12 protein-coding genes, 6 tRNA genes and 1 pseudogene are annotated in these 21,640 nt (G+C 40.2%); 9 read left to right on the top strand and 10 right to left on the bottom strand.

Annotation, left to right across the window (positions count from 1 at the left end; genetic code table 11):
- Positions 1-49: 49 nt before the first annotated feature.
- A tRNA-Trp gene (locus tag CIK00_RS19080) sits at positions 50-126 on the top strand.
- Between the two features lie 821 nt (positions 127-947).
- Here the strand turns inward: CIK00_RS19080 and ilvY are convergent.
- On the bottom strand, positions 948-1,817 hold the full coding sequence (gene ilvY / locus CIK00_RS19090) for an HTH-type transcriptional activator IlvY (protein WP_101770220.1): 870 nt from the start codon (positions 1,815-1,817) through the stop codon (positions 948-950).
- Positions 1,818-1,953: 136 nt separating this feature from the next.
- On the opposite strand from ilvY, the gene ilvC reads away from it, so the two are divergent.
- Entirely contained in the window at positions 1,954-3,438 is a 1,485-nt protein-coding gene (gene ilvC / locus CIK00_RS19095) for a ketol-acid reductoisomerase (protein WP_101770191.1), read from the top strand.
- A gap of 79 nt (positions 3,439-3,517) precedes the next feature.
- On the opposite strand, the gene ubiK is transcribed toward ilvC, so the two are convergent.
- The 6 genes from ubiK to CIK00_RS19125 form a co-directional block, all read right to left on the bottom strand.
- Positions 3,518-3,787 carry a ubiquinone biosynthesis accessory factor UbiK gene (gene ubiK / locus CIK00_RS19100; protein ID WP_101770192.1) on the bottom strand — a complete coding sequence of 90 codons (270 nt, stop codon included), beginning with the start codon at positions 3,785-3,787 and terminating at the stop codon, positions 3,518-3,520.
- Positions 3,788-3,892: 105 nt separating this feature from the next.
- Positions 3,893-6,970: a multidrug efflux RND transporter permease subunit gene (locus CIK00_RS19105; RefSeq protein ID WP_101770193.1), complete on the bottom strand. Its 3,078-nt coding sequence runs from the start codon at positions 6,968-6,970 to the stop codon at positions 3,893-3,895.
- Positions 6,971-6,986: 16 nt separating this feature from the next.
- Positions 6,987-8,090: an efflux RND transporter periplasmic adaptor subunit gene (locus tag CIK00_RS19110; RefSeq protein ID WP_101770194.1), complete on the bottom strand. Its 1,104-nt coding sequence runs from the start codon at positions 8,088-8,090 to the stop codon at positions 6,987-6,989.
- A 27-nt stretch (positions 8,091-8,117) separates the two neighbouring features.
- Complete coding sequence (locus tag CIK00_RS19115) at positions 8,118-8,684, bottom strand: TetR/AcrR family transcriptional regulator (RefSeq protein ID WP_101770195.1); 567 nt, start codon at positions 8,682-8,684, stop codon at positions 8,118-8,120.
- A gap of 233 nt (positions 8,685-8,917) precedes the next feature.
- Positions 8,918-12,055 (bottom strand): efflux RND transporter permease subunit, encoded by a 3,138-nt coding sequence (locus CIK00_RS19120; RefSeq protein WP_101770196.1) that lies wholly within the window; start codon positions 12,053-12,055, stop codon positions 8,918-8,920.
- Positions 12,056-12,068: 13 nt separating this feature from the next.
- The gene (locus CIK00_RS19125) at positions 12,069-13,214 is read right to left on the bottom strand and encodes an efflux RND transporter periplasmic adaptor subunit (protein WP_101770197.1); all 1,146 of its coding nucleotides are present in this window, start codon (positions 13,212-13,214) and stop codon (positions 12,069-12,071) included.
- A gap of 307 nt (positions 13,215-13,521) precedes the next feature.
- Between CIK00_RS19125 and rep the strand changes: the two genes are divergently transcribed.
- A complete protein-coding gene (rep, locus tag CIK00_RS19130; protein ID WP_101770198.1) occupies positions 13,522-15,537 on the top strand; it encodes a DNA helicase Rep in 2,016 nt (671 codons plus the stop codon).
- A 96-nt stretch (positions 15,538-15,633) separates the two neighbouring features.
- On the opposite strand, the gene CIK00_RS19135 is transcribed toward rep, so the two are convergent.
- On the bottom strand, positions 15,634-16,044 hold the full coding sequence (locus tag CIK00_RS19135) for a c-type cytochrome (protein WP_101770199.1): 411 nt from the start codon (positions 16,042-16,044) through the stop codon (positions 15,634-15,636).
- A gap of 259 nt (positions 16,045-16,303) precedes the next feature.
- Between CIK00_RS19135 and CIK00_RS19140 the strand changes: the two genes are divergently transcribed.
- The 5 genes from CIK00_RS19140 (at position 16,304) to CIK00_RS19160 (ending at position 16,944) form a co-directional block, all read left to right on the top strand.
- Positions 16,304-16,380 (top strand) — tRNA-Arg (locus CIK00_RS19140).
- 35 nt (positions 16,381-16,415) lie between these two features.
- Positions 16,416-16,491: transfer RNA gene (locus tag CIK00_RS19145), tRNA-His, on the top strand.
- A gap of 161 nt (positions 16,492-16,652) precedes the next feature.
- Positions 16,653-16,729: transfer RNA gene (locus CIK00_RS19150), tRNA-Pro, on the top strand.
- 9 nt (positions 16,730-16,738) lie between these two features.
- A tRNA-His gene (locus tag CIK00_RS19155) sits at positions 16,739-16,814 on the top strand.
- 53 nt (positions 16,815-16,867) lie between these two features.
- Positions 16,868-16,944, top strand: a tRNA-Pro gene (locus tag CIK00_RS19160).
- 440 nt (positions 16,945-17,384) lie between these two features.
- On the opposite strand, the gene CIK00_RS19165 is transcribed toward CIK00_RS19160, so the two are convergent.
- Positions 17,385-19,589 carry a hypothetical protein gene (locus CIK00_RS19165; RefSeq protein WP_101770200.1) on the bottom strand — a complete coding sequence of 735 codons (2,205 nt, stop codon included), beginning with the start codon at positions 19,587-19,589 and terminating at the stop codon, positions 17,385-17,387.
- Positions 19,590-19,906: 317 nt separating this feature from the next.
- On the opposite strand from CIK00_RS19165, the pseudogene CIK00_RS19170 reads away from it, so the two are divergent.
- Positions 19,907-20,071 (top strand): annotated as a pseudogene (locus CIK00_RS19170) (ABC transporter permease); the annotation flags it as partial.
- A gap of 78 nt (positions 20,072-20,149) precedes the next feature.
- Here the strand turns inward: CIK00_RS19170 and CIK00_RS19175 are convergent.
- The gene (locus tag CIK00_RS19175; protein ID WP_101770201.1) at positions 20,150-21,514 is read right to left on the bottom strand and encodes a YjiH family protein; all 1,365 of its coding nucleotides are present in this window, start codon (positions 21,512-21,514) and stop codon (positions 20,150-20,152) included.
- Positions 21,515-21,640: the final 126 nt, after the last annotated feature.

A 21,640-nucleotide genomic window follows, 5' to 3' on the forward strand; every position in this document is an offset into this window, starting at 1 on the left:
TCCACTCCGCCATTTATTTAAGACACAGTTAAGTCTTTAAAACAACTACAGGGGTGTAGCTCCAACTGGCAGAGCAGCGGATTCCAAATCCGCGTGTTGGGAGTTCGAATCTCTCCACCCCTGCCATCTTCAAGAAAGCCTCGATAGTAATATCGGGGCTTTTTTACGTCTGTATTATTATGATCGAGCGGTGTAGCGTTAATTGGCAGAGCAGCGGATTCACCATTCCGAAAATCAGCGCGTGTTGGGCGTTCGAGTATCGTAACTCCTGCCATCTTAAAGACGGTTCATATCGAAAGATATGAGCCTTTTTGCTATCTGTAATTTATGAATATAGTTCTTACTGGCAGAGCAGCAGATTCCGCCATACCGAAAATCAGCGCGTGTTGGGCGTTCACGTACCATAACTCTTGCCATATTCAAGAAAGCCTCGATAGTAATATCGGGGCTTTTTTATGTCTGTATTATTATGATCGAGCGGTGTAGCGTTAACTGGCAGAGCAGCGGATTCTCCATACCGAAAATTAGCGCGTGTTGGGCGTTCGAGTATCGTAACTCCTGCCATCTTAAAGACGGTTCATATCGAAAGATATGAGCCTTTTTGTTATCTGTAATTTATGCTTGTAGCGTTAATTGGCAGAGCAGCGGATTCGCCATTCCGAAAATCAGCGCGTGTTGGGAGTTCGAGTATCGTAACTCTTGCCATCTTAAAGAAGGCTCATATCGAAAGATATGAGCCTTTTTGCTATCTATAATTTATGAATATAGTTCTTACTGGCAGAGCAGCGGATTCGCCATTCCGAAAATCAGCGCGTGTTGGGCGTTCGAACCTCGTAACTCCTGCCATCTTCAAGATGGCCTCGACAGCAATGTCGGGGGCTTTTTTACGTCTGTATAATTTAAGTATTGCTTCAGCTGACAGAACGGTAGGTATTAATATAAAGAGATTAAAATAATTGCAGTAACGCCTTTAATACACTTTCTTGATGGCGTGATTGTTTACAACATAGTCCTAAGCTTAATGGCGCAATAAACTCAGCGGGGAAGCGCTGCACTTTATCACTCATTGGGCTGTTATTAATCACAATATCTGGTGCAATTCCAATACCACAGCCTAATGCTACCAGGCTCACAATGGCTTCATGGCCAGAAATCTGCGCGTAAATTGGTGGCGTGATCTTTTTGTCTTTGAACCAAGTATTCGCTCGTGATCTTGCAGGACCCGATTCTGCAACAATAAAAGGTAATGCTTGCCAGTTAGGACCATCATTTAATAATTGTTGAATCGCTGGAGGAGAAATAGCCGGCGAGATCACTGACATTGGGATATGGTCTAATTCAATATAAGTCAGCTTATTTGAGAGATGTTCGGGCTTTGCTGTAATGGCAACATCAACTTCGCCATTAAGTACTTTATCAATAGCTAATGCGGAGTCCCCCGTTAATAATTGAATTTCTATTTGCGGATAGCGATGTCGAAAAGCCGTTAGTATTGAGGGTAAATGACTATAACTAGCTGTTACAGAACAAAATATTTTCAGCTTCCCCTGTAATAATGAGCTATCACTGTTTAATTCTATTTTTAGTGAAAGCCAATTAGAAATGATAGTTGTGGCGACTGGGATCAATTTTTTTCCAGCTATCGTAAGTTCAACGCTGCGATTATCTCGACGAAATAAGCTTTGCCCTAACTCTTGTTCTAGGCGTTGAATAACACGACTCAGCGCGGATGGACTAATATGCATTGCCTGTGCTGTTTGATGAAAACTCAGCGAATCACTTAAGTGAATAAAAAGTTGTAGGTTTTTAATGTTCATCGGCTTATGTTGCATAATTTGCAATTAATTGTTGTGAATATATCACTTTGAGCAACAACTTTCCTGATCTACTATCAATCTATTCGATAAATAAATATCGAACCAAGGATAAATATATTTCACGGAGTTTGTTGTTATGGCTAATTATTTCAATACCTTAAATTTGCGCCAGCAGTTGGATCAACTGGGTCGTTGTCGTTTTATGGATCGTACAGAGTTTGCAACTGAAGCTGATTACCTCAAAGGTAAAAAGGTGGTTATTGTCGGATGTGGTGCGCAAGGTTTAAACCAAGGTCTTAATATGCGTGACTCTGGATTGGATGTGTCTTATGCCCTACGCCAAGCTGCGATTGATGAGCAACGTCCATCCTTTAAAAATGCACGTGATAATGGTTTTGACGTTGGTAGTTATGAACAACTGATTCCACATGCAGATTTAGTGGTAAACCTTACGCCTGATAAGCAACATACCAATGTGGTTGCAACGGTGATGCCACTGATGAAGCAAGGTGCTGCATTAGGTTATTCTCACGGTTTTAATATTGTTGAAGAAGGGATGCAAATCCGTAAAGATTTAACGGTGGTAATGGTAGCGCCTAAGTGTCCGGGTACGGAAGTGCGTGAAGAATATAAACGCGGTTTTGGTGTGCCAACCTTGATTGCTGTCCATCCTGAAAATGATCCTCATGCTGATGGTATTGAAATTGCTAAAGCATGGGCTGCGGCAACGGGAGGGCATCGCGCGGGTGTGCTTGAGTCATCATTTGTGGCTGAAGTGAAGTCGGATTTGATGGGAGAGCAAACTATTCTCTGTGGCATGCTTCAAGCGGGTTCTATTGTTTGTTATGAGAAAATGCTGGCTGATGGTATTGCGCCAGAGTATGCCGGTAAGTTGCTACAATTTGGTTGGGAAACGATCACTGAAGCACTGAAGTTTGGTGGTGTGACCCATATGATGGATCGCCTTTCAAATCCAGCTAAAGTCCAAGCATTTGATTTATCTGAGCAACTAAAAGCGTTGATGCGTCCGTTATATAATAAACATATGGATGATATTATTTCAGGTCATTTCTCAAATACCATGATGACTGACTGGGCTAACGATGACGCTGAATTATTAGGTTGGCGTGGTGAAACGGCTGAAACACAATTTGAAAACTATCCTGCATCAGATCTTCAAATTTCAGAGCAAGAATACTTTGATAACGGTATTTTGATGGTCGCGATGGTGCGTGCAGGGGTTGAGCTAGCCTTTGAGGCGATGACGGCGTCAGGTATTATTGATGAGTCGGCTTATTATGAGTCATTGCATGAGTTACCGCTGATTGCCAATACGGTCGCGCGTAAACGTTTGTACGAGATGAATGTGGTTATCTCTGATACTGCGGAGTACGGTAACTATTTATTTGCTAATGTGGCAACACCGTTATTGCGTGATCATTTTATGGCTACGGTCACTACGGATGTGATTGGTAAAGGTTTGGCGACAACAACTAACTTTGTTGATAATCAAAAGTTGATTGAAGTAAATGAAGCATTACGTAATCACCCAGTTGAAGTGATTGGTAAGCAACTACGTGGTTATATGAAAGACATGAAGCATATTGCTGTTGGTGGTTAATATTTAGTTTCAACTATAATTAAAAATAAAGCCCAGTTTGATGAGAACTGGGCTTTTTAATGGGTGTTGTTATCATTGATTAAGCGTTGGTGCTGTTGTCTTCAGCATTTAATTTAGCTTCAAATGCTGCCATTTTTTGCTCAAGCTCGGTCAATTTTTGACGAGTGCGCAATAGCACTTGCGTTTGGACGTCAAACTCTTCACGAGTGACAATATCAAGCTTACCTAATTGTGATTGAATCACCTGACGTACTTTTTGTTCAACATCATTACCTAGATCTTTAACTGGTTTAGGCATTGCGTCTTGAATTTGTTTAGCTATTTGCTCAAGTTTTTTTGAATCGAACATGATCCGTTTACTCCGTTGCGAAAATCGTTATTAACTATTGTAATTGTCGGTGAGATAAAAAGAAAAGGGCGCTGATGACTCAGCGCCCTTTTTTGTTTTGATAAATTAGAAGTGGTTATCTAAACCATCGTCATCTTCAACAAATACAGGTAGTGGTTTATGTTCACTTGCCAAGAACGTATAAATAACGGGTAATACGAACAAGGTAAATAGTGTACCGATAGATAAACCAGCAACGATAACAATACCAATACTGAAGCGTGATGCTGCGCCTGCACCTGATGCGTACAACAGTGGTACTAGACCTGCAATCATTGCACATGTTGTCATTAGGATTGGGCGAAGACGGATCTTCGCAGCTTCCATCACAGCATCCATACGGTTTTTGCCGTGGTAGAGCTGTTCTTCTTTGGCAACTTCACAAATCAATATACCGTGTTTGGTTATCAAGCCTATGAGGGTTATCAAACCTATCTGCGAGTAGATGTTCAGTGTTGTTGCACCCCACGCGAGGGCAATCAGTGCACCACAGATAGCGAGTGGTACTGAAACAAGGATAACGAGTGGATCACGTAATGATTCAAATTGAATCGCAAGCACTAAGAAAATAATTGCTAGTGCTAGACCAAATGTAGCGTATAGCGCATTACCTTCAGTCACATACTGACGGCTTTCACCTAAGTAGTCATGACCGTAACCTTTCGGTAATACTTTAGCTGATTCAGTATTTAACCAATTTACAGCTTCACCAATTGAGGTGCCTGGGGCTAATACTGCACCGATGGTTGCCGCATTTTGTTGGTTAAAGCTTGGTAAGGTTGGTGGTGCTGGGGTTACTCTGATCGTTACTAGACTACCTAGTGGAATCAAATCTCCGCTCTTTGTTTTGACATAATAATTGTTTAAATCTTGAGGATTAAAACGATCTTTACGCTCAACTTGTGGAATAACTTTGTAAGAACGACCCAAAATATCAACGCGGTTAATATCGCCACCGGCTAACATTGTACTTAGAGTATTACCAATAGCTTGCATGGTGACACCATAAGCACCGGCTTTATCTTTATCGATATCAATGTTCATGGTCGCAGAATCATACTTCAAGTCTAAATCTGAGTAGACGAACATTGGGTTATCTTTCACTTTAGTCAACATTTCAGCAGCCACTTGGAAGAGGCTCTTAAAGTTGTTAGGTGTAGTGATAACAAACTGCACTGGCAAACCAGAACCAGCACCTGGAAGGCTTGGCATTTGGAAGGCAGTAACCGCCATTTGTGGAATATTTTTGATTTTTTCAGTTACGTCATTCGCGACTTCAGTTTGGCTTTGATCGCGTTGGCTCCATGGTTTTAATGTAGCTAGACCAAATGCTTGGTTAGCCGAAGGAATACCTGAGAAGATCTGTGCATATTCAACATTTTTTTCTGAGGTTAATACTTTATTAACTTGATCCATGGTGTCTTGAATGAAATCAAGGTTGGCGTTTGCAGGCGCTGTACCCATAAATACCACCACACCATTATCTTCAGCAGGTGCTAATTCACTTGGAATAAATTTGAATAATAACGGCAAGCTTGCACAAGCACAGAGAGCAAACACGATAACAACTAAACGCATGTGCATGATGCCATTAAGCATTTTTTCATAACGTAACGTTAGTCGGTCAAGAAAACCGTGTACTATCAGTTCAAATTTATTAGGCTTTTCATTTTCTTTCAGGAAAGTTGCACACATTACTGGTGATAATGTTAAGGCAATAATTCCTGAAATAAATACCGCACCTGCAAGGGTTAGCGCAAATTCTTTAAATAATGAACCTGTTAAACCACCCATTAATGCAATTGGCGCGTATACCGCACCTAAAGCAATAGTCATTGAAATCACGGGAATAGCGATTTCACGAGTACCAAGAATGGCGGCTCTAAATGGCGTTTGTCCGAGCTTGATGTGCCGTTCAACGTTTTCTAATACTACAATCGCATCATCAACTACCAAGCCGATCGCAAGCACTAAAGCCAGCAATGTCATTAGGTTCCATGAGAAACCGAATAACTGCATTACTAATGCCACACCAACCAATGATAGTGGAATGGTAATAATTGGAATGATAACTGAGCGTAGTGAACCGATAAATAGTGCAATAACCACTAATACGATCAATGCAGCTTCAAGAATGGTTTTAATAACTTCATGAATAGAGTCATTAATCGCAATCGTTGAGTCATACATGATTGTCATTTTGATGGTGCTTGGCATGTTACGTTCAATGGTTGGTAATAATTCACGAACGTCTTTAGCAATGTTGATTGGGTTGGCACTTGGTGCCGCTTCAATCGCACCGACGACGGCTTCTTGACCATTTGCCGTTGCACGGTAGCTATCACTGCTACGTGATAATGTTACTTTAGCAATATCACCTAAACGGATCACTTGACCGTTATTACTTGATACAACTAGTTTCTCTAGTGATGCTGGGCTATTTGATTGTGTGTTGGCACTACCGTTGTACAACACGAAATCATTATTAGCTTGACCAACAGCAGATTGGTAGTTGTTTGCTTGTAGTACTTGAGTCACGTCACTAGCAGATAAGTTAAATGCTGCCATTTTTTGTGGATCAAGCCAAACACGTAATGCAAACGGTACACCACCGTACATATCTACTTTTGCCACACCACCAACCGTAAATAATTGCGGTTTTACTACACGTTCGATGTAGTCAGTAATTTGACTTGAGCTTAATGTTTTACTGGTGAAACCAAGGTAGAGCACACCAGTACCACCACCAGTAGAAAGTGAAATGGTTGGATCTTGAGTCTCTTTGGGTAACTGAGCCCGCACCGAGTTAACTTTGGCAAGAATATCCGCCAAGGCTGCATTCGGGTTGGTGTTTAATTTCATTTGTACGGTAATGCTCGACATTCCCATTATGCTTTTGGCAGTGATGTAGTCGATATTATCGGCTTGAGCAATTGCTTGTTCTAGTGGTTGAGTGATAAATCCTTGAATAAGATCAGCACTGGCGCCGTAGTAAGCCGTACTTATGGTTACTACGGTATTAGTCATGTCCGGATATTGACGAACCTGCATTTTAAAAATCGCCTGAAGGCCAAGCAATGCGATCATTAAACTGATCGAAATTGCTAATACCGGGCGTCTGATGAATATATCAGTAAAGCGCATCCTGAGCGTTCTCCAGTTACAGCAATGGGATTTCAGCAGGAGCCTTCAGTGCGTCATTTTTAACGACATGCACTAATGACTTGTTGCTAAGACGAATTTGACCGCTAGTTACGATCTGCTCTCCAGCTTTTAAGCCTGAAAGAACTCGCACTTTATTACCTTTATTTAAACCTGTTGTTACCACTGTTTGTATTGCACGTAATTTGCCATCAATAGTACGTAATACATACACTGTGTCGCCGTAAAGGGTGTAAGTAATCGCTGTTTGAGGCACTACGATTTGATCGGTAATGGTTGGTTGAACCACACGCGCACGGGCAAACATACCACTACGTAACATGCCACCGCTGTTAGGAATGTCAGCTTGTACTTGAATTAAACCTGTTTGGGCGTTAACAGCGGGTTCAATCGCTGTAATTTGGCCTTTAAAATCAGTATTTTTGTAAGCATCGATATTGATATCAACAGCTTGGCCTATTTTGATCTTAGATATATCTGTTTGTGGTACGGTAAAACGGAAACGCATCGTTGTCGTGTCTTCTAAACGAATAATTTTGGTACCAGGTTGAATATATTGACCTAAATAAACATTACGTAGACCAATTTCACCCGCAAAAGGTGCGCTTATATTACGACGTTGAATAGATTCTTTTAATGATTTGATTTGAGCAACTAGTGCTAGGTAGTTTGCTTTTGCTTCATCAAGACTAGATTTTGATACTGAGCCTTTACGATAAAGATCTTTATAACGTTGGTAAGATGCTTGTACTGATGGCAGTTTTGCTTCGGTACTTTGTAAGCTAGATTGCTCAACATTGGAATTAATAGAAACCAGAAGCTGGCCAGTTTTTACCTTTTGACCTGATTCGAAATTAATGTCACTGATCACGCCTGCCGCTTCTGATGTTAAGGTAACACCTTGCATTGGCTCAATGAAACCAATCGCTTGCAGTGCTGGGTACCAGTTTTCTGCTTTAGTCGTGGTTGCGGTTACCGGATAATTAGCTTCCGGCATATTTGCCATATATTCGGCTATTTTATGTTCTTTAAAAAGATTGAAACCAATTACGCTTCCAAATAGCAGAAGAGCAAGAAGTAACATCACGATCCATTTTTTCATTGTAAGGTACGCTCCGAAATTACAATATTAATGTTGAATAATGGCATCCCAAGAAGCATTGATAGCTGCATCAAGCTCGCTATCAGTGATCTCTAATCTACCATTGATTTTTCGACGAGCTAAATAGCAACTCGTTTCTAAGCTCAGTGTACTTAAAATCTCATTATTAAGCGGTTTAAATAAATGACAGGCTTTACCTTCGTCAAACATTTGATTGACGCAGCTAAAGAGTTGTTTATTTAATGCTTTCTTTTCAAAAGAATTGTTGCGAGGCAAGTGTTGAAATTGTCCTTGATTAATTAATGGAGCCTCACCATTAATAGACATATGCCATAGGTTTAGCCACATAATACGGTAGCGCTGTTTTATCGACATGCTATCGTTAATATTATGACTAATTTTTTTCGCGATATAACCTAAAATATGTTCATGGAGTTGATACAGTAAATCATCTTTATCGTTGAAATAGCGATAAATTGTGCCTGTTGCAACTTGAGCTTCTTTGGCGACCATTTGCATGGATAATCCATGAAAGCCATAGGTGGCTAATAGTTTTTCGGTTGCAGTTAATATTCGCTCTTTTTTATCAGTCATGGCTGTTTATATTTAATAGGAGTGGTATGAATGAATGTTCATTCAGCGCTATTGTAGGATTTGATTATTGATTCGCAAGCCTTATTTACGTATTTATATCATTAATTATAATGACTAGGTGTTTGCGGTTATGCTTATTGAGTGGGATGTGGAGAGACGTAGTGATAAAAAACAAAAAAAGCCCATATCAGTCTTGATATGGGCTTTTATATTAATGACGGTTTAAGCCGTTATTATTGCTGTGTTGGTGGTGTGTTCTTGGTTGCCGATTTTTCTTTACCGCGACTAAAGATACGCTCTACTACCACAAAGAAAATTGGAATAAAGAAAATACCTAAGAATGTCGAACTTAACATACCGCCAAGTACTGCGGTACCAATGGCATTTTTACCACCAGAACCAACACCCGTACTGATTGCTAATGGGACAACACCAAGACCAAAGGCCAGTGATGTCATTATAATTGGACGTAGACGAACACGAACAGCGTGCAATGTTGCTTCTACTAATCCAGCCCCTTTTTCGTAGTATTCTTTGGCAAATTCCACGATCAGGATGGCATTTTTGGTGGCTAGACCTACCGTCGTTAAGAGGCCTACTTGGAAGAATACATCGTTAGGCAGACCACGAGCATTCATGGCCAGTAGAGCACCGATAATACCGAGTGGTACTACTAATACCACCGCAAAAGGTACCGACCAACTTTCATAAAGTGCGGCAAGAACTAAGAACACCACCAAGATAGATAGTGCATAAAGCATGGGGGCTTGGTTGCCTGATAGTCGTTCTTCATACGATAAACCATTCCACTCAACACCAAAGCCTGGTGGTAATTTTTTCACCATCGCTTCAATATCAAGCATTGCTTGACCAGTACTGTAACCTGTGACAACACTGCCTTGAATGTTGACTGCTGGGGTGGCGTTAAAACGTTCTAGACGCGGCGAGGCATATTGCCATTCTCCAGTAGCAAAAGCTGAGAATGGCACCATTTCACCTTGGTTATTACGAACATACCAAGTATTAAGATCCCCTGGTTTCATACGGTATTGTGCATCGCCTTGAACGAAAACTTTTTTCACTCGCCCACGGTCAATGAAGTCATTGACGTATGAGCTGCCCCAAGCAGTACCTAAAACTTGGTTTACAGATTGAATATTAATTCCTAAAGCCCGAATTTTTGATTGGTCGATGTTGATTTGGTACATCGGTGCATCTTCTTGACCATTCGGGCGAACACCGACTAAGTTAGGGTTTTCAGATGCTAATTTAAGTAATTGGTTTCGAGCGGCAATCAGTTTGTCATGTCCTTGGCCACTTCGATCTTGAAGGTAGAAATCAAAACCACTTGCGGTACCCAATTCGATAACGGCTGGCGGTGCAAACGAGAATACCATCGCATTTTTAATTTTTTGGAAATAGCCCATGGATCGGTTAACGATTGAATTAACATCCATACCAGGCAGTTGACGATCGGACCAATCTTTCAAGCCCACAAACGCCATACCCATATTTTGACCACTACCCGCAAAGCTAAAGCCAGAGACACTAAATACGCTTGCGACGCTGTCAGCTTCTTGGGTTAAATAGTAATCAGATACTTTATCCATTACTTCTTGGGTTTGTTCTTGGGTTGAGTTGACGGGCAATATTGCCTGACTGAATAAGATACCCTGATCTTCATCGGGTAAGAAAGAGGTTGGCATCCGCATGAATATCCAGCCAACAGCAACGGTTAAACCAAGAAAGATTAGCATTACACGAATTGAACGTTTGATCATTGCCGCAACGCTAGATTCATAGCGGCTCGTTAACTTATCAAAGGTGCGGTTAAACCAACCAAAGAAGCCTTTTTCATTACTGCCATGCTCAACAGGTTTAAGCATGGTGGCACATAGCGCAGGGGTGAGGATCATTGCCACCAATACGGATAATGTCATTGCGGTTACAATGGTTATCGAGAATTGACGATAAATAACACCCGTAGAACCTGACATAAATGCCATTGGTACAAATACAGCTGAAAGGGTTAATGCAATACCAACCAGAGCGCCAGTAATTTGATCCATCGATTTTCGGGTTGCTTCAACGGCACTTAAGCCTTCTTCATGCATGACTCGTTCGACGTTTTCCACCACCACTATCGCGTCATCAACCAGCAAGCCGATAGCAAGTACCATGGCGAACATGGTAAGGGTGTTAATAGAAAAACCGGCTAATGACAGCACCGCAAAGGTACCAAGTAATACTACTGGTACAGCGATGGTTGGAATTAAAGTTGCTCTAAAGTTTTGTAAGAAGAGGTACATGATGATAAACACCAAAGCGACCGCTTCAAATAGAGTATGTACAACACCTTCAATCGATTTTTCAACAAACGGTGTTGTATCGTAGGGGTAAACTGCTGTTAGGCCTTCAGGGAAGAATGGCTTTAATTCTTCAATTTTAGCTTTAACCGCTTCTGCTGTTGCAAGAGCGTTTGCACCTGTTGCTAGCTTTATACCTAAACCACTGGCTTGTTTACCGTTATAAAATACTTGTACTGAGTAATCTTCAGCACCCAATTCAACCCGTGCAACATCACTTAAATGGACTTTTGCTCCAGAAGAATCAGACTTAACAATAATGTTCTTAAATTGTTCAGGGGTTTTTAAACGACTTTGGGCTGATACGGTTGCGTTAAGCTCTTGGCCTGGTAGTGATGGCGATGCACCAAGTTGACCGGCAGACACCTGCGCATTTTGTTCTTTGATTGCCGCAATGACATCAATACTTGTTAGGTTATATTTTGTTAGCTTGAGAGGATCTAGCCAAATACGCATCGCATATTGAGCACCAAAAGCTTGGATTTCACCTACACCAGCAACTCGACTCATTGGATCTGATACATTGGAACTGATGTAGTCCGAAATGTCATTTTTATCCATTGAGCCATCTTCGGAATAGAATCCGACCACCATTAAGAAGCTTGAGCTAGATTTATTAACTTTAACACCTTGTTGCTGCACTTCCATTGGTAGTAATGGCAGCGCCGATTGAAGTTTGTTCTGAACTTGTACTTGAGCAATATCAGGATCAGCCTCGGCATTAAAGGTTAGGGTAATTTGGGCATTACCAAAGCTATCACTGGTTGATGATAAGTAACGTAAATTATCGATACCCGTCATGCGTTGCTCGATAACCTGTGTAACCGTATCTTCCATTGTTTTAGCATTAGCACCAGGGTAGTTAGCACTAATGACAACGGTTGGTGGTGCTATGCTAGGGTATTGCGAAACTGGTAGTTTTAGAATGGATAAGACACCAGCTAACATAACAATAATGGCAATCACCCAAGCAAAAATAGGGCGATCAATAAAGAAGCGAGCCATAATTTATTCCCTATTATTGCGATTGAGTGGCTGTTGTTGGGGTTGGTTCAACCACAACGCCTGGACGGATTTTTTGTAAACCATCAACAATTACTTGATCGCCGTCTTTAAGTCCGCTAGTGATCCGCCATTGATTATCAATTGTTTCTGCTGTGGTCACCGTACGTGATTCCACTTTATTTTCAGCGCCTACAACCATCGCAATGGCTTGGCCTTTACTGTTGCGAGTAATGGCTTTTTGCGGGATCATGATCGCTTTTGGATCGGTTCCCGTATTCAGTACTGCGCGAACATACATTCCAGGTAGTAAAACGCCATTAGGGTTTGGGAATTCGGCACGTAAAGTAACGGACCCTGTATTTGGATCAACATTTACTTCAGCAAACTGTAGTGTTCCGTGATGAGAATAAACACTGCCATCTTCAAGAATGAGTTCAACATCAGCATTATCGCTAGCTTGAAGTTGACCTTGTTTAAGGGCTGATCTTAAACGTAGTAATTGGGTGCTTGATTGCGCGATATCAATATTAATCGGATCCAATTGCTGAATAGTGGCTAATACTAGCGGTTGACCCGCACTGACTAATGCACCTGGTGTTACGGATGATTGACCAATACGACCCGCTATTGGGGCTTTAACTTTGGTATAATTGAGATCTATTTTGGCTTTATTAACACTCGCTTTTGCAACATCAATACCAGCAAGAGCTACTTTATATTTTGCTTTGTTATCATCATAGGTTTGTTTACTGATAGCGCCGCGATTAACCAAGGTTTGGCTACGTTTAGCAAGTGCTTTGGCAGAATCTAGGTTGGCTTGAGCTTGGGCTAAACCCGCTTTTGCACTGAGGTATGCGGCGTTATAAGTTGCTGAATCAATGCTATACAATGATTGCCCTTTGCTTACACTACTGCCTTCTTTGAAACTACGTTCAGTGATGATGCCTGATACTTGAGGACGAACCTCTGCTTCAAGGTAGGCTTTACTACGACCAGGGAGTTCTACATGGATGGCTTGTGGATGAGAACTGACGATAAGTGTGTCTACAGGTACACTTTTTGTAGCTTGCTGAGATTGGTCTTTGGATGTGTTTTGGTCACAAGCTGATATCCCTAGTGTTAAGCTGATAATAGTAGCAATAGCTGCGATTTTCCGCATGAAATCTCCTAGATTTAAGCAATATAATTACTGTTAAGTATTATTTTCTTATTTAACAGTAATGTAACGTTTATTTGCTGTTTTGTAATCAACATTTAAGCTTATTTAGAATTCAGTTCGATTTGCTCTGATTAATTTTAGACCTTATTTAATATATTTAACCAAAATCTAGTGTTAAGTTGATTTAAATGATGAAATTAAAACAAAATGTTAATAAGTGATAAAGTGTCATTGCACGTTAAGTGAATAGACTTGTAATTAAAGCGCGTTAACATGCGCCCAATTTTTAATGACGTCAGGATAACTAATGAAACTGAACCCAAGGCAAACAGAAGCAGTTAAATACGTTTCTGGGCCGTGCTTAGTCTTGGCAGGAGCCGGCTCAGGTAAAACACGTGTTATAACCAATAAAATCGCTTACTTAGTTCAGAAGTGTGACTATAAAGCACGTAATATCGCTGCTTTAACCTTCACCAATAAAGCTGCGCGTGAAATGAAGGAGCGTGTTGGTCAAACATTAGGTCGTCAAGAGTCTAAAGGGTTGATGGTGTCAACTTTCCATACCTTGGGGCTTAATATTGTGCGTCGAGAATGTAAATATTTAGGCTTAAAAGCTAATTTTTCATTGTTTGACGATCAAGATCAGATGGCGCTATTGAAAGAGTTGACGGAAGAAGAACTCGATGGTGATAAGGATTTATTAAAGCAATTACAGTCAACAATTTCTAACTGGAAAAATGACATGTTGTCGCCGATTGATGCGGCAGGTCGAGCGCAAACTGAGCGTGATCAATTGTTTGCCCATTGCTATGAAATGTATCAGCGTCAAATGAAAGCTTATAACGCACTTGATTTTGATGATTTGATTTTAATGCCAGTATTGTTGCTACGTGACAATCAAGACGTACGCCAACGGTGGCGAAATCGAATTCGTTATTTGCTGGTGGATGAATATCAAGATACCAATACTAGCCAATATCTGTTTGTGAAATTGTTGGTTGGTGAACGAGCACGATTTACCGTAGTTGGCGATGATGATCAGTCTGTTTATTCATGGCGTGGTGCTCAGCCAGAAAACTTAGCCTTACTTAATAAAGATTTTCCGAATCTTAAAGTGGTTAAGCTTGAACAAAATTATCGTTCGACTAGTCGTATTTTGCGAACGGCAAATATTCTTATTGCTAACAATCCGCACTTGTTTGAAAAAGAACTTTTTTCTGCCATTCCTGACGGCGCAATGGTTAAAGTGTTAACCGCAAAAAATGAAGATCATGAAGCTGAAAAAGTGGTTGGCGAATTAATTGCGCATCGCTTTATGAATAATACTGCTTATAAAGATTATGCAATTTTATATCGAGGTAATCATCAGTCACGACTATTTGAAAAATCATTAATACAAAATCGGATCCCATATAATATTTCAGGTGGAACATCATTTTTTTCTCGGGCTGAAATTAAGGATATGATGGCTTATTTACGGCTATTGACCAACCCTGATGACGATAATGCTTTTTTACGTATAGTGAATACACCCCGACGTGAGATTGGTCCAGTTACCCTCGAAAAGTTGGGAACATATGCCAATATGCGAGGAAAGAGCTTGTTTGCTGCCAGTTTTGAAATGGGGCTTGAGCACCATCTTTCAGGGCGAGGCTTAGAATCATTGCAGCGATTTACTCACTGGATCAATCAGCTAACTGATAACGCTGAACGTGGTGATACGGTTGCGGCAGTGCGCCAATTAGTGCGTGATATTCATTATGACGATTGGCTTTACGAAACGTCTGCCAGCCCTAAAGCTGCTGAAATGAGAATGAAAAATGTCTCAGATCTATACAGTTGGATCACCGCTGATTTAGAAGGTGATAACTACGATAATGAAGTTAAAACGCTGAAAGAAGTAGTCCAACGATTAACCCTACGCGACATCATGGAGCGCGGGGAAGATGATAGTGATGCTGATCAAGTGCAGTTAATGACTTTACACGCATCTAAAGGATTGGAATTTCCTTATGTGTTCTTGGTTGGGGCTGAAGAGGGTATCTTGCCACATCAAACTAGTATTGATGAAGATAATGTCGATGAAGAACGCCGTCTTGCTTATGTGGGGATCACCCGCGCGCAACGAGAGCTGACGTTCACGTTATGTAAAGAGCGTCGCCAATATGGTGAGTTGCTCAAACCAGAGCCTAGTCGTTTCTTGTATGAATTACCGCAAGATGATCTCGACTGGGAAAGTGAACGTAAGCCTGTGACGGCAGAAGAGCGAATGCATAAGGGGCAAGCCCATATTGCTAATATTCGTAATTTGTTTAAAAAATAACGGCTAGCGAAAGATCTATCATAAGTAAGGGGGAGAGATCCCCCTTACTGATACTAAATACAGTCAATAAATCAAATGTAACGAGTAAAAATTATTTTAGTTTGGTTTAATCATGTAATTAATGGTGGCCACAATTTCATCATCACTGCAGTCCATACAAGTTCCTTTTGCAGGCATAGCATTAAAACCTTCAATGGCGTGTTTAGCTAGAACTGCATCACCTTGGCTCATACGAGTGGCCCAATCATCTGCGTCACCTTTTTTTGGTGCTCCCATCAAGCCATTGTTATGACAAGAAGCACAATATTGGTCATAAATGACTTGGCCTGTTCGCGAAGACGTTGCTATAGCAGCGATTGGCGGTGTCGTCCCTTCAATATGTATATTTCCTATGGGTTTTATTCGATCATTGATCGCAGTGGCTGACATGTCAGCTGCTATCGTCGTGGTCGAGAAACAAAGACTGGTACAAATAGCGATAAGGCATGGTCGTAAAGATAAATCCATTTTTGGCACCTTTATACATCCAGTTATTAAGGGAAAGTAATAAAATACTGCTTAAGAGTATGCTGATTTATACGTACAACAGATGTTGCAATTTGGTAAGTATAGCAATAATGATGAATGTTCAAGGCTGATGTCGTGCTGTGTATGATACGAATCAACATCGATTTGCTGATAAAATCAGCGAGCGGAATAAAAACAAAAAAAAACACTTGCCGAGTCGCGTTCTGATCCGTAATATTCACCTCGTCGATAGGGCAAGGCGCCCGTAGCTCAGCTGGATAGAGCGTTGGCCTCCGGAGCCAAAGGCCGAAGGTTCGAATCCTTTCGGGCGCACCATCATCCGGTCGTATTGGCAAAGGTAAAAAACATTGGTGGCTATAGCTCAGTTGGTAGAGTCCCGGATTGTGATTCCGGTTGTCGCGAGTTCGAGCCTCGTTAGCCACCCCATATTATAAGATGTTGATCTCCCTGTCAGCATGTTGGCTTTTAAAAGCCCGCTTGTTTTACAAGCACACAGAATTTAGTCAGTGATAACGTAGTTTTATAGCGTATCCCAGGCTTCTAGGATTAGCGGACCAGATGGTTTGTTTTCTTAGTAACGATTTAGTCGGTGAATAGCGCAGTTTGGTAGCGCATCTGGTTTGGGACCAGAGGGTCGGGGGTTCGAATCCCTCTTCACCGACCACTAACAATGGTGGCTATAGCTCAGTTGGTAGAGTCCCGGATTGTGATTCCGGTTGTCGCGAGTTCGAGCCTCGTTAGCCACCCCATTATTCAGGTTATCTTTTATTAGAGACCTTGGCCTTGTAAGCCTAAACATTGTCGGTGAATAGCGCAGTTTGGTAGCGCATCTGGTTTGGGACCAGAGGGTCGGGGGTTCGAATCCCTCTTCACCGACCACCATTAAGAAAACCGTATTGAAAGATACGGTTTTTTTTCGTCTGTATAAAAGTAAATCGGTATCATTGGTTTAAAGCTAGAGGATCGGGGGTTCACCGATATTAGAATCTAGCTCTTCACCTACCATCATTAAGAAAACCTGAATCGAAAGATTCAGGTTTTTTTTCGTCTGCAGTTTGTGAAAATAGTGGCTAGCTCAGTTTGGTGGCGCATCTCTGAGTTTTAAGAAAATAGCGGACTAGAGGGGCGTTGATAGTGTTGGTTTAATTATGTCAACCATCGGTAGGTTTAGTGATTAACTTGCTAGGTGATTGGTTGCGGGATGTGTTTAACCCTAAGATTTATAAAGGTTAGATTAGATTTGCTATCTTGAGAGTAAATGAAGAAAGGCGACCGTGTGGTCGCCTTTGTTGATTAGTCCGCTTTGGCTACGGGAGAAATCACTTGAGACTTAGAGTACGCCATTTATTAGCAATGCTTTGTGCTGTTTGCTGGTTAGTAAACAAGATATTAAGATTGATTGTATCTCTTTCTGTGTCTTGTTTGCTTTCTAATAATATAGTGCCATCTTTTTGATTTACTTCAAGAATATTGTATGTTGTATAATCTAAAGTAATTTCCCCGGAATCAGACATATTCTCATTAGTAAGAGTTACTGATTGGACATTGATATTATCGGGGTAACTTTCTAAATAATAATAAGTATTATCTTGAAATTGTTCTTTTTGAAGATCTTTAGCTATTTGGTTGTTAATTGGGTGTGTTAACCAAATATCAAGTGGGCCTTTTTGCTCGGTTGGATCACCTGCAAGAATGATATTTGACGATGAGTAAAAAATATTAAATGTTTGGTTTTCTTTTGGGATGTTAATGCTATTAGATTTATCCACATTAAAAGTATAAATACCACCGAACTCAGGATCTTTGATATTTATGTGGCTACCATCAACAATTTTTGCAATTATTGGTTTTGAGCTTTCTTCTACAAGATATGAGGTCATATACCATTTTTTACCATCAATAAAATCTTTTTTGATACTCTCTGGCGTTATTACATAAGGTGCATCTGGCTTCAGAGGCTCAGGTTTTACACCTTTTGCAATATTGAACGTAATAGTTGCTTCCGCACTTTGAGCATTGATACCATCATTGGCTGAAATGGTTAACGTCATTTCGTCTGCATTGATTGGAGTGCCAGATAAGATCAGGTCGCTATTTTGCTGTGTTACCGTAATACCGTTGCTCGTATTTGTCTTTGTAGATTTAAATGTAGGAGTAATTGTTAATGAGTCGCCATCAGTATCGCTAAATAAAGATGATACAGGGTAAGTCACATCACCGATCGGCTCACCTTGTGTTAACTGTAAGCTATCAGCATCATTTTGAAGTTCTGTTTGTCCTGCTTTGATCAACGTTGGTGCAGCATTAGGTGTAACAGCGGTAACTTTTAATGTAATAATGGCTTTTGCACTTTGAGCGTTAACACCATCATTGGCTGAAATGGTTAACGTCATTTCGTCTGCATTGGTTGGTGTGCCTGATAATATAAGCTGATTACCTTTTTGTGTTACCGTAATACCGTTGCTCGTATTTGTCTTTGTAGATTTAAATGTAGGAGTAATTGTTAATTGATCGCCATCAATATCGTTGAATAAATCGGAAATAGTATAAGTCACATCATCACCGATCGACTCACCTTGGGTTAGCTTTAAGCTATCAGTATCATTTTGAAGTTCTGTTTGTCCTGCTTTGATCACTGTTGGTGCTGTATTAGGTACAACAGGAGTAATTTCAAATGTCAGCGTTGCTGGCTCACTGAGTGCGCCGTTATTGTTAGCAATAACTTCTATTGTGAACGCGCCTGCTTGAGTGATTGCACCTTCAATTGTATTGCCTTTATTGGTTAACCCTTGTGGCATACCTTTTACATGGTATGTTAATACCGAGCTATCACCATCAAGGGTAAATAGAGTCGTTAGATCAATTGGTTGGATTTTATCTTCAATCTTTAAAACTTGCGGCTTGATTGTTTTTGCATCTTGACTTAGTTGCGGTTGTTCGATGTTTTCAGTTGAACCCCCCTCTTGAATTACAGGCACCGATGTATCTGATACATCCATCGCTTTATTTACTAAGTCTGCAATATCAACACTATTGTACTTAACTGATGTTTCTTCTAGCGCATTAATAATTTTTTCTAAGATTGGGTTTTTATTTGGGTTTCCAAAAATATTAATGTTTGGATATTTATTAGTAAATTCAGAAAAATTGTCTTTAACAGTATTTTTAGCATCAGTAACCGTTAGATTTTTATTATTTTTCATCGCATTAACAACTAATGTTGTTATTGGTGTTACAAATGTTGATGTTGCTGGCGCGGAAAAAGTATGTCCATCTGTTTCGACAATAATCGTTTTATTTTTATCTTGCGCGGTAATAACGAGTTGACCAATACCATCATTATTTGTCATAACGCCATTGTTATCACATGCAATAGGATTGCTTGTCAGGCACATTTTCACATTAGGAAAGTCACTATTAATTGTTGTTGTAGATGTTGCTGTGTCACTACTACCACTATTACAACCAGAAAGTGTCAAGACTGAAAGAAGTGCGGTTGCGAGGATAGATTTCTTGAATTGCATTATTATGCCTATTTAGTATATATATATGCGTTGAATTTTAGATATTTTCGCAAATAAAACAAACCTATTGCATACTAAATTTGATTTGTATCAAGTTATATATTCTGTAGGTGAATGGTTTGTATTAGTAGTATTAAAATGTGTTCAATTTATATAGATGTAATGATAATAATTATATAAATTAATTGCTTACTTACTAATAGATGTTGATAGCGCTGAGGATGTACAGTTATGTTTTTTAATCATAATGATTGCTCTTATTGGCTCTGTAGAGTGTTGGCTGTGTTCTCTAATAAGCACGTGCTTCTATTTATTAGCCATCGTTAGGCTCACTGATCAGCATTGGCTTTAACTATATTTTCTCTGGCTCATGGTGGATCACCGCGTTCACTGGAATAGTACTAATTACCTTAGTGTTAGTGATTAACTGGCTAGGTGATTGGTTTCAGAATGTATTTAACCCTAAGATTTATAAAGGTTAGGTCTGTGTGGTTATCAAGTGAGTAAATGAAGAAAGGCGACCGTGTGGTCGCCTTTTTGGTATTTATTAACCGTATAATTTAGAAAATCAAATGTGCCATTAGCGCAATTACTGGCAGAGTGACTAAGGTACGCAGAATGAAGATCACAAACAACTCCCATGCTTTAACGGGGACTTTACTACCAATGAGTAGTGCGCCAATCTCAGACATATAAATCAATTGGGTGACTGACATCGCGGCAATAATAAAGCGGGTCATATCACTTTGAATGGTTGATGCCAAAATTGATGGCAAGAACATATCAGCAAACCCGACGACGATTGTTTTTGATGCTGCTTCTGCTTCTGGAATATGTAGCAATTCAAGGAATGGAATAAATGGCATTCCTAGGTAATCAAAAATAGGGGTGTTTTCAGCGATCACTAATGCGATGGTACCAATTGCCATCACAACCGGCAGCACGCCAAACACCATATCAACCGCGTTTTTAATACCATCAAGCAGAATTGCAGGTAAGCTTTTTACTTCAGCTGCTTTTTTTAGTGCTTGCTCTAGTCCGTACGAGAAAATGTTATGACCTTCAGGAACCGTTTCATCATGTGATGATTCAGTGGTGCCATTAATATAGATATTTTTCTTACGTGATAACGGTGGTAAGCGTGGCACGATAATCGCGGCAACTAAACCCGCTAAACAGATGGTTAAGTAAAACGGGACAAACATATGCTCTAAATTAACTTGAGCAATGACCACTAAGCTGAAAGTAATCGATACTGCTGAGAATGTTGTTCCAATAACCGCGGCCTCACGCTGGGTGTACATGCCTGATTCATATTGCTTACTGGTCAGTAATACGCCAACAGAGCCATCACCTAACCATGAAGCAATACAGTTAACAGATGAACGACCAGGTAGCCCAAAAATAGGGCGCATGATCCGAGTAAATAAAGTACCAAAGAATTCGAGTAAGCCAAAATTAAGCAGTAGTGGTAATAATAATCCCGCAAAAATAAATACTGAAAACAATACTGGCAATAAATCATTTAAGACTAAGCCACCGGTGGCATCGTTACGGAACATTACCGGGCCAAGGCTAAAGTAGGTCATCACCGCAAAGATAGCGCCAAGTTGTTGCACAATAAACCACATGGGAGATGGGTTTAATATACCATTGACGAAGCTATTACGGATGATAAATCCGGGTTTAAACAGTTTAGTGATAATAGACATTATAGCAGTGAAGCTAATAATAGCCGTCACAATGGATGTTAGCGAATTTTCAAAATGGCTTTGAATAGTTTTGGCTAATACTGCAATGGGAATAGTGATATCACCATCAAAGTTAATTGGTGCCATAAATAAAAATACCCCCATTAATGATGGGATGATAAACATTAACCAATTATGGATATTTTTAGGTGGTGTTACTGCTTGTTGATGCATATTTTTATATAACCTACTGGTAGAAACGGCCGAATTAATGGGGGTATCCCCGAGGTCTTGTTAGAATAACTATTCATTGTTATCCCATAAATAAGAATTTGAAGACTACCGTTTTTATTGAATAGA

This window comes from Photobacterium carnosum (assembly GCF_002849605.1).
Classification (GTDB): Bacteria; Pseudomonadota; Gammaproteobacteria; order Enterobacterales; family Vibrionaceae; genus Photobacterium; species Photobacterium carnosum.